This is a genomic window from Mucilaginibacter sp. (genome assembly GCF_025359345.1).
GTDB lineage: Bacteria > Bacteroidota > Bacteroidia > Sphingobacteriales > Sphingobacteriaceae > Mucilaginibacter.
This window is the reverse complement of sequence record NZ_JANYGQ010000025.1, coordinates 79,974-96,849: the sequence shown is the minus strand read 5'-3', so window position 1 is coordinate 96,849 and position 16,876 is coordinate 79,974. Positions and strand designations below refer to the sequence as shown.

13 protein-coding genes and 1 tRNA gene are annotated in these 16,876 nt (G+C 38.3%); all 14 read right to left on the bottom strand.

Features of this window, described 5'->3' with window-relative positions; genetic code table 11:
• Positions 1 to 61 precede the first annotated feature (61 nt).
• The 14 genes from Q0R52_RS15630 to Q0R52_RS15565 all read right to left on the bottom strand — a co-directional run bounded on the left by Q0R52_RS15630 (position 62) and on the right by Q0R52_RS15565 (position 16,801).
• Positions 62 to 135: transfer RNA gene (locus tag Q0R52_RS15630), tRNA-Pro, on the bottom strand.
• A 509-nt stretch (positions 136 to 644) separates the two neighbouring features.
• Positions 645 to 1,871, bottom strand: a complete 1,227-nt coding sequence (locus Q0R52_RS15625) for a DUF6596 domain-containing protein (RefSeq protein ID WP_295795886.1) — start codon at positions 1,869 to 1,871, stop codon at positions 645 to 647.
• 35 nt (positions 1,872 to 1,906) lie between these two features.
• Entirely contained in the window at positions 1,907 to 2,260 is a 354-nt protein-coding gene (locus Q0R52_RS15620) for a YciI family protein (protein WP_295795884.1), read from the bottom strand.
• Between the two features lie 195 nt (positions 2,261 to 2,455).
• The gene (locus Q0R52_RS15615; RefSeq protein ID WP_295795882.1) at positions 2,456 to 4,378 is read right to left on the bottom strand and encodes a nucleoside-diphosphate sugar epimerase/dehydratase; all 1,923 of its coding nucleotides are present in this window, start codon (positions 4,376 to 4,378) and stop codon (positions 2,456 to 2,458) included.
• Positions 4,379 to 4,554: 176 nt separating this feature from the next.
• Positions 4,555 to 5,529, bottom strand: a complete 975-nt coding sequence (locus Q0R52_RS15610; RefSeq protein WP_295795881.1) for a UDP-GlcNAc--UDP-phosphate GlcNAc-1-phosphate transferase — start codon at positions 5,527 to 5,529, stop codon at positions 4,555 to 4,557.
• Between the two features lie 4 nt (positions 5,530 to 5,533).
• Positions 5,534 to 6,469 (bottom strand): NAD-dependent epimerase/dehydratase family protein, encoded by a 936-nt coding sequence (locus tag Q0R52_RS15605; protein WP_295795879.1) that lies wholly within the window; start codon positions 6,467 to 6,469, stop codon positions 5,534 to 5,536.
• Positions 6,469 to 7,635 (bottom strand): glycosyltransferase family 4 protein, encoded by a 1,167-nt coding sequence (locus Q0R52_RS15600; RefSeq protein WP_295795878.1) that lies wholly within the window; start codon positions 7,633 to 7,635, stop codon positions 6,469 to 6,471. Before Q0R52_RS15600 ends, Q0R52_RS15605 begins: the two co-directional genes overlap by 1 nt.
• A 6-nt stretch (positions 7,636 to 7,641) precedes the next feature.
• A complete protein-coding gene (locus Q0R52_RS15595; protein WP_295795877.1) occupies positions 7,642 to 9,231 on the bottom strand; it encodes an alginate lyase family protein in 1,590 nt (529 codons plus the stop codon).
• A 7-nt stretch (positions 9,232 to 9,238) separates the two neighbouring features.
• Positions 9,239 to 10,333, bottom strand: coding sequence for a UDP-N-acetylglucosamine 2-epimerase (non-hydrolyzing) (gene wecB / locus Q0R52_RS15590; RefSeq protein ID WP_295795876.1), 1,095 nt, complete (start codon positions 10,331 to 10,333; stop codon positions 9,239 to 9,241).
• A gap of 44 nt (positions 10,334 to 10,377) precedes the next feature.
• Positions 10,378 to 12,525: a bi-domain-containing oxidoreductase gene (locus Q0R52_RS15585; RefSeq protein ID WP_295795875.1), complete on the bottom strand. Its 2,148-nt coding sequence runs from the start codon at positions 12,523 to 12,525 to the stop codon at positions 10,378 to 10,380.
• Between the two features lie 17 nt (positions 12,526 to 12,542).
• A complete protein-coding gene (locus Q0R52_RS15580) occupies positions 12,543 to 12,860 on the bottom strand; it encodes a DapH/DapD/GlmU-related protein (protein ID WP_366520909.1) in 318 nt (105 codons plus the stop codon).
• A gap of 100 nt (positions 12,861 to 12,960) precedes the next feature.
• Positions 12,961 to 14,127: an O-antigen ligase family protein gene (locus Q0R52_RS15575; protein ID WP_295795873.1), complete on the bottom strand. Its 1,167-nt coding sequence runs from the start codon at positions 14,125 to 14,127 to the stop codon at positions 12,961 to 12,963.
• Positions 14,124 to 15,515 carry a hypothetical protein gene (locus Q0R52_RS15570; RefSeq protein WP_295795871.1) on the bottom strand — a complete coding sequence of 464 codons (1,392 nt, stop codon included), beginning with the start codon at positions 15,513 to 15,515 and terminating at the stop codon, positions 14,124 to 14,126. The genes Q0R52_RS15575 and Q0R52_RS15570 overlap by 4 nt, the downstream gene beginning before the upstream one ends.
• Complete coding sequence (locus Q0R52_RS15565) at positions 15,512 to 16,801, bottom strand: oligosaccharide flippase family protein (protein ID WP_295795870.1); 1,290 nt, start codon at positions 16,799 to 16,801, stop codon at positions 15,512 to 15,514. Before Q0R52_RS15565 ends, Q0R52_RS15570 begins: the two co-directional genes overlap by 4 nt.
• Positions 16,802 to 16,876: the final 75 nt, after the last annotated feature.

Sequence of the window (16,876 nt, the reverse complement as noted above, 5' to 3'; positions counted from 1 at the left end):
AAGAAAAACCCCTTAAATCATACGATTTAAGGGGTTTTCGACTCGATTGGTATCGCTTTAGTCGGGATGGCAGGATTCGAACCTGCGGCCTCCACATCCCAAATGTGGCGCGATACCGGGCTACGCTACATCCCGAAAGGGAACGCAAAGGTAAGATTTATACTTATTGTTGCAAATGTTTTTTAAATAAAATTTCATCTTTTTTAGTGCGCATTGTATAGTCGATTAAAGATAGCTTTCATAGCCATTAACATTCAGGGTGTTACGCTCAAAAGCTAAATTTTCGTTGAATGAAAAATTATTAGAGAGGCTAAATTTTCGTCGTAACCGACCAGTTAATTATAAGAATTGCTATGCAGATGGCGCAAATAAGTCCCAGCAAAACCATAGTCCAGTATACAAAATTTTTCATCAGGGGCATAATTGCGATTGATAATACATGATTAACACCAACGTGCATTGATTTAAACAACGCGATGCTACCATTTCAAAATTATTTTTCAGTAAATAAGGGTGTGATAAGAACCCCTTTTAATTCATCAAATTCAGGACACTAATATAGGAATTAATGCAATTAAAATAAATGTATAAAATACAAATTATTCGCTCCGGCGAGCAGAATGGCATATTTATGACAATTTACACTATAAGTAGTCTATCTTCTTTTGAATGGATTGCTTGTCAGGCTGATTTTTTGCTATGAACAACGCCTTTTCAAAATTCAGTTTAGCTTTTCCCTTATCTATCCCGGTATAAAGCTCACCCAGCAACGTAAAATAAAATTGATTATCAATCAGGTTTAATTTTTCGGCAACAATAATGGCTTCATTTTTGCCATTTGCTTTTGACAAAGCGAACGTGCGGTTCAGCGCTGCTACTGGCGAGTATTCTATTTGCAGCAAGTGATTATAAAGCTGCAACACATTTTCCCATTTCTCCGTTGTATCGGGTTGCCGGGTGCTCCAAAAAGCAATTGTAGCCTCCAGGTGATACTTTGTTAATCTATCCCCTACTGCTGCACAATTTAAAAAATATCCGCCCTTGCTTATTAAATCGGGATTCCAGAGGCTTGTGTCCTGCTCTTCATATGATATGTGCTCGCCGTTTATGCCTATCCGCGCGTCAAACCGCGAAGTATGGAAGCACATCAAAGCCATAAGGGCGTTTACATGCGGCTTATTGGTGTTTTTATTTTCAATCAGCATATTGCACAAACGCATGGCTTCCAGGCATAAGTCTTTACGTATGGTTTGGTTTTTATTAACGGAGTAATAGCCCTCGTTAAACAAAAGGTATATTGTTGTTAAAACTGCGTCAAGGCGTTCATCAATTTCAGCCAACGTCGGTAATTCGATTTTTATATTTCCTTCGCGTAGTTTTTCTTTGGCCCTAAACAATCGTTTATTTATAGTTTCTTTATTTGATAGGAAGGCTTCGGCAATTTCATCAATACCGAAACCGCACAATATGCGCAGCGACAGCCCAACCTGCGCCTCTGGCGCAATTGATGGATGGCAAATGGCAAACATCATCTGCAATTGGCTGTCGTTGATGTTTTGCGGCGACAAATCTATTTCTAACTCATACTCCTCATCCAAATTATTCCTTAATTCGGCGGCGATCTTGCCATTGAAAAGAAGCTCCCGATGCAGGTAATTTTTGGCCTTATTTTTTGCAACGTTATAAAGCCATGCAACAGGGTTTGGCGGGATACCTTTGATGCCCCATGTTTGCGCAGCTGTTATAAAAGTTTCGCTGGCAATATCTTCAGCTACTTCAATCTCAGCGAAACCGAACCGTTTACAAAGCACCGAAACTATTTTGCGGTACTCGGTTCTAAATAAATGTGGTATTAACTCTTGTTGCTCCATACACGAAAGCTGCGCACCCAAATTCGGCAATTGTGTCAATGAGTACCATCGCCTTTTGCAATTTTCCTTACTTCTACCGTATTTCCCTCGGCCTGTAAAATGGGACAGTCTTTGGCAAACTCAACTGCTTCATCAATCGACTCTGCTTTGACCATGATATATCCACCCAGGGTTTCTTTTATTTCCCCAAACGGGCCATTGGTCACTATCCTGTTATGGTGCACAACCCTTGCATTATCAAGAGGTAAGCCATTACCGCCAATATATTTGTTTTGTGAAGCAATGCCACCTATCCAGTCCATGGTTTGTTTCATCCACGTTTGCATTTGCTCTGGCGAGGCAATTTTTGAACCGTCCTGGTGCCTGAAAATTAAAATAAACTCTTCCATTTTCTTAACTATTAATAGTATTAAATATATCAATTACCTGGTAACAATCGAAAGTTTAAAAATTGGACACTACTGTCATTTGTTTTTTGAATGTATGTACAGGCATCTTCCGGAGACCCCAAATACAAAAGCCCGGCAAAAGCCAGGCTTTGATATATTTCACTACTTGAAGTATATATATAAGCTGAACGGGAGTTACAATTCAGGAACTAAACTCGCGTCTTTATTATCAAGCACTTCGTATTCTGAGTTTTTGCTAATAAATTCAGGTACAATTTCTTTCATTTTATTAACCACACCCAATATGTCGTTTTGCTTATTTAACGCAAGCAATTCGTTAATATCATTATGAACCTGGGCATATGAATACTCAATAACCCGCGAAATTTTTATTTTTTCGTGATAGGTTGGCATCGTATTTTCACCATCGTTCAATAGCTCTTCATACAGTTTTTCGCCTGGCCTTAAACCTGTAAAAACAACCTTAATATCCCTTTCAGGCTGCAAACCGGCCAGTTTAATCATTTTTAACGCAAGGTCAGTGATCTTTACAGGTTCGCCCATGTCAAAAATAAATATCTCGCCACCGGTACCCATTGTGCCTGCTTCCAAAACCAGGTGAACGGCTTCGGGGATAGTCATAAAATAACGGGTAATTTCCGGATGCGTAACAGTCAGTGGTCCGCCTTTTTGTATCTGCGCTTTAAATCTCGGTATAACTGAGCCATTAGATCCTAACACGTTACCAAACCTTGTGGTGATAAAGCGCGTAGTTCCATTGTTATCAGGATCGTTTTTAAGCGATTGAATGTATATTTCGGCAATCCGCTTTGTTGTACCCATTATATTGGAAGGGTTTACGGCTTTATCGGTAGAAATCATTACAAATTTGTCAACGCCGAAAGCAACTGACAGATCGGCAAGATACTTAGTGCCTACAACATTAGTTAATACGCCCTCGGTAGGGTTTTCTTCCATCATCGGCACGTGTTTATAGGCAGCGGCGTGGAATACTATTTCAGGTGTGTAGTCGATAAACAATTTGCGCATCCTTGAATAATTCCGCACATCCCCGATAAATATTTTAATATCGCTATCAGGGAAACTCTCCTCAACCTGCAGGCGAAGTTCGTGAAGAGGCGATTCAGCCTGATCACACAAAATAATCATCGCTGGTTTATAGCCAAGCACTTGCTGAACAATCTCCGATCCGATAGAACCCGCAGCACCCGTTACCAGTACTCGTTTCCCTTGTAAATCTTCCGAAATCCTCGTGGTGTCAATCTGGATAGGCTTACGCTGTAGTAAATCCTCTATTTTCAAATCTTTAATCTGCTGCAGGTTAAGTTTGCCGTATATCCATTGGTCAGACGGTGGAACTGTAAGCACCTGTATGCCCAGCGCCAGGCACTTTTCAAGCGCATTTTTCTTGGCTTGTTCATCAAGGTGATGGTTCATAATAATGAGCCTGTCTACCTTACGCTTTTTTATTAGGTTTTCCAGCTTATCAATATCATAAACTTTAAGCTGATGAATTTCTTTATTTATTTTATTAGGGTCGTCATCAACAAAGCCGATAACCGAAAAATTAGTTTTTACACTGGTCTCCAAAGCTTGCTTCACTAAAACTGCGCTGGTATCTGAACCATAAATAAGCACAACCGTTTTAGTAGCATTTGAATAATTGTTAATGTAGAAATATGCACTTTTAACTGCAGTACGTAACAATATCAACAAAGTGCTTGATAACGAAAAATTAACCAGCATTACCATATTTATGGTTATACGGCTAATAGGCCATTGCGGTAAAAACCAAATATTAATAAGTACAGAATATATTAATGTACATGAAAATACTGCACTGAATATCCGTAAAACATCACGGGTGTTCGAGTAGCGGATTAACCCCGTGTGTATCCGCATCATAAACATCACAGCCAGCGACGTTAAACAATATAGACTCGTATAAATTAAGAAATATCCTCTTAATATATTTATAAACTCGAAACGGTACACAATAAAATACGAGACCGAGAATGATGCCGCAACAATAAAAAAATCCAGTACGATTATAACCCATCGCGGAACAACCTTATTAGATAGTGAGTATTTCTTCATAAGACTATTATTATTTCCTAAGATAAAAGTAAGATTATATTTTAATAAAAAAAATAAATTGTTTTACTGCAACATACATTATATAACTCGATATGCACCAAATTCCATATTACCAGCGGCCCAGTCAACAGCAATAAAAATCAACTATTTAGCCTTAAATATAAAAAGATATTAACTTATATTTTTTGTAGTATTTTTAAGTTATTTCGGTTATTTTTAATTAATAACAGCTTTAAAATTATATAAACAATAGATAACGGAACAATCACTAAACAAAATAACACAGGCGACGTTAAAAGGTTGTTAAAAATAATTAAACAAATTATTGTAGCTTGTAACAGCGCGTAGCCAAACGCCACCCATAAATGCGACATTCCGTATTCATTTACCATTAACTGATAGAAGTGCAGCCGGTGTGCCTTGAAAATATTCTGTTTAAGTATTATGCGGTGAATAATCGTCAAAACGGAGTCGATTCCATACACAACAAGAAACATAATATACTCCCAATTACCGCTTACAAAAATTAAACGCAGTATCAATAAAATTATCCAAAAAGCAATTGTTATACTGCCTACATCGCCTGCAAAACATTTGGCTTTTCTACGAAAATTGTAAAAAAGGAACACCAGGCAAGCCAGCATCGGTATCCATATCATCTCGTTTTTAATAAACAATATATGGTTTTGATTAACGTAAAGCAATCCCCCCAGAACAACCAAACTGTATGTGCCGGTTATGCCGTTAATACCATCCATAAAGTTGTACATATTAACTACACCAATTACTATAATGTAAAGCAACGGGATAATATAGAGCGGCTCGAACTGAAAGATATTTAAATAACAAAACATACAGGTTACTGCTAACAAGTGAAACAATAACCTCAATCGGCTTGATAAAGTAAGCCTGTCATCCAGAAAACTTATTGCTCCAATAATTACAATCCCCGTTATTGCCAGCCAAAATTCAGGATACAAAACCAGGATAATCAACGCAGCAAATACAAAAATAACCCCACCCCCTCTTATTGTGACTTCAGTGTGTGAGCTTCTTTCATTCGGATGATCTATAATATTATAATGATCAGCTATTCGGAAGTAAGCCAACATTGCCAGAAAAAATACCAAAGTTAGAATAGGATATATCATAAAATTATTGATTCTGGAAACTGCTGATGGTGCTTTTAAGTCCGTCGGCCGACGAAATGGGCAAATGACTTATCGCCAGTGCCTTTTTTATCTTGCTGTTACTCACTACATAATTTTCAGTGAGCTTTTTTAGCCGTTCTGTGTTTATTGGCAATCGCAATTTATCGCCAACAAATGCAATCTGCTCAATAAGTTTGCGATTTATCTTCCACAATTTGGATTTTAAGTTATTGGTTTCCGCAATAATCATAATTACTTCGTTAGTAGATAAGGGCACATCATCCGCAATGTTGTAAACCCCACCCACAGGGCTAACGGCGCCGGCTAATTTTTCAACTATAAAACAAAGATTTGAAATTGATAAAAAAGACCTCTTGTTTTCAAATGCAGCAAAGGGGTAGGGAATTCCCTTACTAACGAACCTATACAGTAAATTTAAATTTCCTTTATTGCCCGGGCCATGAATCATGCACGGCCTTAAGATATATAACTTTTTTTCGGGCGGAAGCGTTTGCGCCAAGAGATATTGTTCGGCCTTGAATTTTGATTGGCCATAAACCGTCTTCGGATTCGGGACGACATCCTCGTTTAAAATATTTTCGACCGTATCGGCAGCCGCCTTAACGGTGCTGAAATATATAAAAACAGACGCTGTGCTTTTTAAAAATTGGTTAAATAATTTTATAGTCAAGTCAGTATTTACCTTAAAATACTCGTCTGGCTCCGATGTGTTTTTTAAGTCATGAGCCTTGCCGGCAAGGTGAATAAAAACATCAATTTTAAATTCAGATATTCTCTCGAGATCATTCCATAAAACATCATTTTCTTGCTTACCGGCATTTCGCGATAATGTGTAAATCTCGTTACCAGCCTTCGCTAAATAGTTACTGAGATTGACACCTACAAAGCCATTTGAACCTGAAATTAATATCTTGCTCATTATACGTAGGCTAAAATAGATTTTGCCATTTCTGTATTGATCTGTTCCCTTTTAAATTTCCGAATAAAATCCTCGCGAAAGCCAGTCGTATAGGTGTAGTTCTTTAGCTGACTAACCATGCCATCCACATCGCCCGGTAAAAAAAGTATATGGTTAGGAACATTCTCATTTATAAATTGGTTAGCGAAGCCTGCTACGCCAGCTATCATTGGTTTGTCGTACGCCCCCAGCTCAAAAATTTTTGATGGAAGTACTTTTTTAAACGCATCATAATCGTTCAGATGTAAAAATAAAAAGTCCGACTTTTTATAGATTTCGAGCAGCTCTTTTCGCGAAACAGGTTCTTTTAATTCAACGTTGGTTACATTCTCAGCTTTTAATCCTTCTAATAATTTCTGCTTTACGCCGCCATCACCAATTACTAAAAATTTGTACTTATCGCCGAGCCTTTTAGCAGCCTGGGGTATAATTTTATGCAATCCCTGTCCTTCGCCTATGTTTCCGGCATAGGTTATCAAGCACTGGCCGGTATTATTTTCGGGGCTTGGGCTTAAATCTAAAAATTCGGGATCGATTCCGTTTGAAAAATACGAATATGCAGGCTTTTTGTACTTGGCAAAATACGACCTAAAGCCGCCCGATATTAAATTAATATGAGTTGCGTAGTTGAACACACGTTTTTCGATGTTTTTTAAAACCATCAAAACTCCGGTTTTTAGAATAGCGTTTTTCAGGACGTCATTCATGGTATCAGTAAAAATATCCCGAATATCAAGATACAATGGAATCTTTTGTTTTTTTGCAATTTTATAGCCCAAATAAGCGGTAAACAACCTGGACGATGAAGCAAATACCATATCGTATTTTTTACCTTTTATTATTTTCTCAGCCTCAAAAAAATAAGTTTTAAACGAGTTAATCTGATCGGCAAAACCACTTTTGTGTTTCGGGATTAATACGCGATTGATGGTAATATTGTCTCGTTCCTCAAATGCTGGAGCTCCTACATCAAATGTATTGTATCGATTAGGCAGCGTGGTAATAATATCAATAATTACCTTACCATCAGCTTGTTTAGCAAGTTCTTTAGCTAAAGGCGAATTCCGAAAAGAGCCAGCACAAAGATCGGGTTCAAAATAAAAGCTCAAATAAAGAATTCTTTTCATTTAATTTTATAACAACGTTATTTCAGTTTGCAATTGCTTTTTAAACTCAACTGTTAAACAAGTAGCGGTCAAGTACTTGTTATAGCCATTTGCCAGTTCGTACTCCTGCAGTTCGAGTTTATTCTTACCAGTAAATTCAATAGTTGCTATGTTGTTTACAAAAACCTTATTAGGATTTTGAATTTCAACTTTACAATTTGGATGAAAGTGGAATAGAGCCTTTAGGGATAGCTCATCCGCACCTGTTATAACATCAATGATGCTTACAACATCGTCGGCAAAAATAAAATTTCTTTCGTGATTAGCCACATTTTTTTTTCGATAACCGTTATGCCCTGCGGTAAGTGCTGTTTCAGTGTTTTTAGTTATTTCAATTTCGGCCCGCCTGCCCACCCGGAAACCACCCCAAACTTCCGATTGATTACATCCAGGAAGTTCAACAGTATTATGGGCATTTGTAGAGCGTTCATAAGTTCTTTTAGTCCCTATTTGATAAGTTGACGTGCCTGTGTCTACAATGATTGGTACCCCCTTGCTATATAATACAAATGACAGCATGTCTGAATGGCTATGCCCAGGTTGATAAGACGGCCCAACATCTCCCGCATCAACCACGCATTCGTATTTTGGTGATACATACTTCCTGTACCCGGAACCGTTAAGTTGTAACGTTTCATTAGGTTTAATGTTTAATTGCCGTGCAAATGCAAATAATTCGGCGCTGGTAAAGGCTATACCTTCAGCGCTGTCATTAAAATGAGGGATATCGCCGTTTGAAAAGGTGATAAGTTCCAACCATTTTAACATTTCAGCAGCTTTCGATGTAACAAATTTTAAAAAATCACAATCGTAATCTTCAACTTTGCTGTACCAATCAATAAGTTCCAGTACTCTAAATAAAATAATTTGATGATACATGGGGCTCAATTCAAAATGCCCGCCATCATTTAATATTTGTTCATTTAGCTCGGCGTACAAAATTCTTTTTGACGTCTCAGCCCAGGTGCTATTATTAAACACGCTGCTTCCCATAAATAAAGCAAAGGCGTCTTCCAGCAAATGATTGCCTAATAAATGGAATTCCAAATTATCGTTTAGATAATCAAGTTGCCCATACAGGTCTTCGATAATTAAAGGATCAGAAAGTTTTTCGGTACTTAAAAACCTTATAGTGTTTATTGCGCGCAATGCAACCGGGTATGGTTCCAGTTTAAGTTTACCTATATTTAACCACGAACCGATGTCATGTAGCCACTGTTGTTTTAGCTCTACTGTTATGTCGGTTTGGTGCAGGTAATTAAAATATTGCAGGTTGTAATTCCATAGTTTACCATAACCTTGGTAGTCCCAGTTAATAGTGCCGGCGAAATCTTTTTTAAGATTTAAAAAAGTAAAACTACAATTTGCGCCAGCCAAACCAGTTATTTCATAGGCGGTAGTAAAACGTAGTGCGTTAAAGGTCAACCCAATTACGGAGTTAGGTTTGTACGACGCTAAGTTTTTACGCGGTTTTAATCTGTAGTAAAACTGGTAAATTATTTGCTTTAATTTTAGATGCCTTACGGTCCTGAAAAGTAATAAGCTTTTTTTTACCACAATTGCGTTATAAGTTTAAACTTAATATAACATCAACAATCCTTTCAGAAGTATGACCATCCCATAACTCGGGTATTTCTCCCTTTTTCCATTGCCCGGCAAAAAGTGTATCAAATGCGGGAGGAATAGCTATTGGATCGGTACCCAATAATTCGTTGGTGCCTATTTCACAAGTTTCGGGCCGTTCAGTATTATTCCTCAACGTCATGCAAGGCACATTCATCACGGTAGTTTCTTCAGTTATCCCTCCGGAATCTGTTATAACTGCTTTTGCATTCCTCACAAGGTAGTTAAACTCAAGGTATCCCAAAGGCTCTATCATATGCAGATTAGGAGCCGCAATACCTAAACTTTCCAGCATTTTCGCTGTACGCGGATGGACAGGGAAAATTAAGGGGATGCCGCGCGAGGAATCAATTATAGCAGTTATCAATTTACGTAAGCCTCCCTCTTCATCTACATTTGCCGGGCGGTGAAGTGTCATCACAATATATTCCTTTGGCTGTAATCCAATCTCATCCCAAACTGACGGTTTTTGAAAGTTTGGCATCTGGGTTAATAGTGTGTCTATCATTGTATTACCTACAAAAAAAACTCTATCTTTTCCTATCCCCGCGTTTTTAAGATTATTGTTTGCAGTATCGGATGTAGTAAAAAAATAATCGGTAATGGCATCTGTCACCATCCGGTTTATTTCTTCGGGCATAGTCAGGTCACCGCTTCTTATCCCAGCTTCAACGTGTGCGACTTTTATGTTATTGAGTTTTTTTGCTGTTATGGAGCAGGCCATGGTGGATGTAACGTCGCCCACTACTAAGACAAGGTTCGGCCGTGTTTCCATAAGCACCTTTTCATAGCGCACCATAATTGCGGCGGTTTGTTCTGCCTGAGTACCGCCCCCTGCTTCCAGGTTAATATCCGGCTCAGGTATGCCCAATTGTTCGAAAAAATCACCCGACATTTTTTTATCGTAATGCTGACCGGTATGAATTAACCGGTATTTTATATCCTTCCCGTTAGCAGCAGCCTTTTTTATGGCAGCGATTATAGGAGCTATTTTCATGAAATTTGGACGTGCGCCCGCAATTATGTCACAAAGCATTTCTTATTTTTTTATTTAATGTTAAAAAGAGGTATATAATAATATTAGCGCTGAACTGCTGCCATCTCACTGGCAAGGTCAATCCACTTTCCTTCCTTTACGCTCTCTATAGCAGCAAAGGTGGCAAGTGTGGTATTAACGATCTCATCCAAGGGAATAATCGGTTCGCCACCTTCCTTCACAGCTTTAACGAGCAGGTTAAATTGGTTTGCATGTCCTTTATCCTGCGATGACGATTCAGATGAAAAACCTTTAAATCCATATCCGCTAAGCTTACGCCAATTATCCATAATCAACGTACGTTCCTGGCTGTAAACTTCAATTCGCTCTTTTGAATAGGCCTTACTGCCATTCGCAAAATAATTGATTACAGCGTTTGAACCATTCTCGTATTTTAATAAAATAGACGCGTTGTCGGTATACTCATCAGCGTTTACACCCATTGTATTCATGCAGACTGATTTAACTTTTGAGCTCGCAAGGTACGTGCATAAATCAATAAAATGGCACGCTTCGCCGATTATCCGGCCGCCTCCTACTTCGCTATCATGCACCCACGACGTACCTGGAATAAACCCTGCGTTCATAGTGGCAATAATATTTATCGGAGCGTTGCCGTTACCCAAAAGCTTCCTCATTTTAACCGACAAAGGCGCAAATCTGCGGTTAAAGCCCACTGTAATAGTTTTTTGATGAGCTTGATGCGTTTCAATAATGTCTTTTAATTCATTCGTATTTAAAGCAAGTGGCTTTTCAACAAAAACGTGTTTTCCAGCTGCTAATCCTTCAACCACCATTTGAGCGTGCAGGTTGTGGCGTGTTGTAATCAAAACCAGATCCACTTCGGCGTCGGCAAGGATACTTTTATAGTCGGTTGTAGAATTTGCTATGTTAAACTTCTTTGCCATTACTGTGCCAGACAAGCCGCCGGAACTGGCAATATATTTTATGAGGGCACTAGTCTTTTTTAATGACGGCAATATCATTGCCCCGGTAAAATTACCAGCACCTATTATACCCAAAACGCCTTTTTGCCCATTAAACGAGTTGCTGCTTAAATTAACTACGTTTGTTGGTATTTCTTTGTCATCGCCATAATCTAGTATTGATGCTATTGAAGCTGATGAGGAAATATTATCATAAATCTTTCCAAAATCATCAAGCTTAACTTTTTCAGTAATCAGGGGATTAACATTTATCGCGCCGGAACTGATGCCGTTTAATACTGCTTCAAAATTTCTTTTTTCCGTCCAGCGTACAAATGCTAAGGGATAGTCGTTACCGCGTTGTTCGTAGTTGTCATCGTACCTGCCGGGACCGTACGAACATGAAACCTGGAACGATAGTTCTTTTTCATAGAAATCTGAACGGTTTATGTTGAGGCCTATTACCCCAACAAGCACTATGCGGCCGCGTTTTCTCGACATCTTCGCACATTGCGAGATTATTTCGTCGCTTTTGTTTGATGCCGTAATAATAACGCCGTCTGCTCCTACCCCGTTCGTCAAATCTTCTACGACTTTAACCTGGTCGTTTCCGGCTGCCGGGTTATAAGCAAGTATACCAAAATCATGGGCCAACTTCACCTTTTTTTCGTCGAAGTCGAATCCTATTACCCGACAGCCATTAGCTTTTAGCAGTTGAGCAGTAAGCAAACCTATTAAACCTAACCCCACCACAACTATCGTTTCGCCAAAGGCAGGAGCTATTAACCTGATACCCTGTAAACCGATAGAGCCGATAATAGTAAAGGCAGCTTCATCGTCCGTTACATTGGCCGGTATAGAGGCTACCAGGTTTTGTGGTACCGAAACATATTCTGCATGGTGCCCGTTGGACGCAACCCGATCGCCTACTTTAAAGTCCGACACTCCCTTTCCGACAGCGATAACCTTACCTACGTTACAATACCCCAGGGGTAGCGGCTGGCCAAGTTTCGAAAAAACCGCATCAATGGTTGGTTTTAGTCCATCAGTTTTAACTTTATCCAGCACCATTTTCACCTTTTCGGGCTGTTGCTTTGCTTTCTGCAAAAAATTCGACCTTCCAAATTCAACCAGCATCCGTTCCGTACCTAGTGATACCAGGCTCCGTGTGGTTTGAATTAACACCTGGCCACTTTTTACAACCGGGGCCGGGACTTCTTCTAATACAGTGTGACCATTTTTTAAGTCTTGTATTATTTGTTTCATAAGTAGATAAATAGATATTAAGTTTTTCTGTATCGTATAAATTTGGCAGGGTTACCGCCAACTATTGCGTTAGCGGGTACGTCTTTCGTAACTACCGCACCAGATGCAATAACGGCGCCTGTTTCAATGTTAATCCCATGCATCACTATTGCGCCATGGCCGATCCAAACGTTGTCTCCTATGGTTATTGTCTTAAATTCATCTCTGCCTGACAACCTGATGGGGACGTCGATATTATCTATCTTATGGTCGCCGCCAACTAATGACACAAATGAGGCAAAAAGCACATCATTGCCGATAACCGCATTTGCCGACAGGTGGCAGTAATTACCCATGTAAAAACTGTCGCCAATCTTTATAACATTTTTCCTGCTTACAAAACACCCCCTGCCGCAAAAAAAATCGGCGCCAACGCTGAGTTGTTTCGCCCTAAGCTTAATTGAGGCTAACCTGAGCGTTCCCAGGAACTTTCGTAAAATGCTGAACATTGGTTTTGCTAACTTTTTTTCTATGAATAAGATAATACATAATTGCCGAAAACGTCATAGCGTAATGCGGGTGTCCAAGTATATTTTGAAAAAGTGCACAGACGCACATAAATAATAGAATCAGGTCAATACTGTCGAATTTCTTAAATATTAAACGACTGGGAAAAATCAATAGCAAAAACAAAACAAACCCAACAGTGCCATACCGCGTTAAAATTTCAAGATAAGTATTATGATAGGAACCAGCCGAAGTCGTATCGCTGATAAAATCTGCAGTCAACACATTTCCTATCCCAAAAACCGGGTTATTAGTAAATTGGTCAATAAGCAGCCCATAAATGTGCTGCCTATCCTCCGTTTTCCCAAGGCGGGATGTAAGCTGGCTTGAGCCTTCGAGGCTTGCCAGCTTGCCGGATACCAAGCCTACAACAACGAATGCAATCACTAATAGTACTATCCTGTAGTATTTTTTCTGTTTAACCCAGCCAATAGCTTCAAAAAGTAACAGTACGGCTATCATTACGAGCGCTATCCTTGACGTTGTAATTACAGCTACAAAGCTGAAAAATATTGTAAGCAACTTGTGTTTTAAAAAATAATATGAAAATATCGCGGCCAAACACACGCCGAAACAATAAAAATTCGGCCAGTCCGGAACGTAGTTGAATGCCCACATTCGCGCATCTTCGTACACAAACATTAATATCCCCGAAGTATAAGGTTTTAGTTTAAAGAACAAAAAAACCACCATTAGAGACAACATCAATGCTGACAACACATATCCTTTGGCAAATTCCAATATGTTTTTGACCCCTGCACCAAACAAAAAAAACACAAAAAATGTGGACGAGTAAACGGTCCTGAAAGCATCTATTTTATAATTATAAACACTTATCAAACTTGATATTAAACCTGAAATAAATATCAAAACAAATATTACTTTCTGGCGCTTGTAAACTGTGGATTTGTTAATCCTGAACATTGCCAGGCCAAACGCGATGAACGAAAACCAGTAGTATGGCTGGGGGAAACTAATAGGCAAACCCAACAGCAAGCCCAGCCACATATCGATAGACGAGAAATTGAACAAAATACCAAATAGTTTAATCTTCATATTCCAAATTCCCTATCTAATGTTGTATTTAAGTTTTCAAATGAAAATGTCAAAATATCATCTCCGAAATAGTCTTTCGGGTTGTAGTATGTATCGGTGTAAAAGTAAAAATTTCCCAGCTTAAAAAAATCAAAATACGCCGTGGACAAAAAATGGACAAAAGTGGGCCGGTAGCTATTAATAATATCGGCTATTGACCGTATACATGGTACCTGGAATTGGCTGTTAAGCCGCTCCATTTCTTTTTCCGATGTATTAGGATGTATTTTAATAATGCATTTTATACCTCTTTCGTCGGCATAAATTTTCAGCCGTTTTAATAACTCGATCTGCCTGTCGGCCTCGAACACCATATTCAATATTTCAGCGGGACAGTGCAGATATACGATGCATTTTTGCGCCCCATCCTCCAGGTCAACGGGTTCAATCGCAGGTTTTAACCCGATATCAATCTTATAATTTATAAGAGTATTATTACGTTTATAATAATCTATTTGTGCCTGGTTATATAAAACGAAGTCGGAATAATTTACAAATGGACAATATTGGCCTATGCCGTGGGCCCTGTTTTGAACATTAACTTTATTAGTTAAAAGGTTTTCATATAAAACGATGCCAGCCGCCTCAAATTCATCAGTAGTATATATTTGGGTCGCATTAAATTTGCCTAGTTCAAAGCTGTGTTTTTGATAAGCATCGTATTCGAATTTTAGAATTTTGAGGTCGCGGGCCTGCTTACCACTAAAAAGTATCGCTATATAATTTCTAAAAGTATAAGGTACACCTATAAGAAGGTATTTAAAACCATTTGCTTTCAGCATCGTAAAATATCGTTTTTGCCTGCCTAAACTAAGGCCAAACGGATACACAAGGATCACCGAATCGGGATATTTATCCCGATAAAGTGTATACGACACTTCAACCCAACTCCTTATTAAACTTTTTTTAGCTGTTTTAAATGAAGAAAAGACAAAAAAATGTAATCGAAAAAGTTTATGAATGATAACCTTTATTAAAAGCGTAGTTAGCCGGGCGTCTAACAATGATGCTCCTGCTTTCTCTCCAGTCTCGACCAGAATTCCTCTTTCGCCCAAAATCTTTGCAGAAATATTATCAAATGAGTGAACTACCTTCACTATTTTATCATCGGCCCTGGTATTGTAAAAGCTTATTAATGAAATTAAATAGGCTTTTTTTGACTTTGCAAATAAGAGGTTAGTTAATACTTTAACCTGATTTGCCGACCCGTAGTTATTGAGGATATTTTTTGCCAGTTCGAAACAAGTGCTAAAATGCAGCTCACTATGATGTATGGCGTTTATCGAAATTTGCCTTTCAAGATCGATTAAATTTAATACCTTATTATTTTGAGTTATAAATGTACTCATTTTTGAAAGCTAAATGATTTATTCCCAAACCCTACACGCAAGTAATCTTCTTTTATAACATATATTATTACCAACAACAGCCCCAGAAAAAACGAGGCAAAGGTAGCAACAGCAGCCCCAAATGATGACCAAACAGGGATTAACAACATGTTTAAACCTATATTAGCAAATGCGCATATAAAGGTTATTGACGAAATGATCTTAGTTTTTTTGTGAAAGAAAAGAAAATTTATAAGTATCCTGTAAAATGCATTACTAGCAAAAGCACTGCAAATAAAAAGATATACAGGCAGGTTGATTTTGTATTTTGAATTGAACATATAAGGGCTTATCAAAGGAACTATCAAGATAAGGAACACTACTAAAGCCGAGATTAAAAGGTAACATGAGATAATTCCTTTACGAATGGATTTGACAGAAGCTTCATCATTGATAGCTAATTTTCCAAACAGCCACGGCATCCAGGCCTGGTTGATGGAATTTCCGATTAACGATATGGCCAGAGCAAGTTGAAATGAAAAACTGTACTGACCCACTTCTTTCAAGTTGCTGATTTTTGAAAGAAAGAGACGGCTCGACGATGTCATGACCCAGCCAAATAGGTTATTAAAAAATATTGGTATCCCGAAAGCAAGCGCATCCTTTATAAAGACTTTGTCGATAGCTATCCGGGCTATATAGTTTTTATAAAAATACAGCAAGCTAAAAATCCCCAAAACTGCGCTGGATATTACCATTGCGTTAACCCGCTGAAATAAAGCATCAGGCGATTTTTTGACTAAGAGCACCGTAAACCCGACTTCTAAACATAGTTGCAAAAAACGCAGCGATAAGACAAAAGCAGGTTTTTTTTCCATCTGTTTCTGCAAAGCAAGTTGGTTAGTTACAAACACGCAAAGACCAACAGCTATAATTTGCGGAAACAGGTTATGACCGCCCAAAACACTGACTAAAAACGAGCCGAATATCAAATCAAATCCAATGAGGATTAACAGACTAACTACTGTTAAAACAAAAACATTGTAAATGTAAACGCTATATGTTTTCTTTTCAACTAAAAAAAACTCCCGGTTAAGTAATGTGTTGCCCTGAAAAGCCATATAAAAATTCAACAACATTACTATCAGCGAAAAATTTGTTATAACCGCATAGTCTTCAATGTTTAGACGATTGGATAAAAACGGCAACAACAAAATCGGTAATGCAGAGCTAAACGTATTTGATATTACGTATAAAAATGCCTGAAATTTGATAGATTTAAATTTTAGCGCGTTATTCTTAAACATTTAGCAAAATTGCAGTTGACATTGAAAATTTAATATGTAGCAAAGGGGTATTTATTGCGCTATAAAAACCAGGAT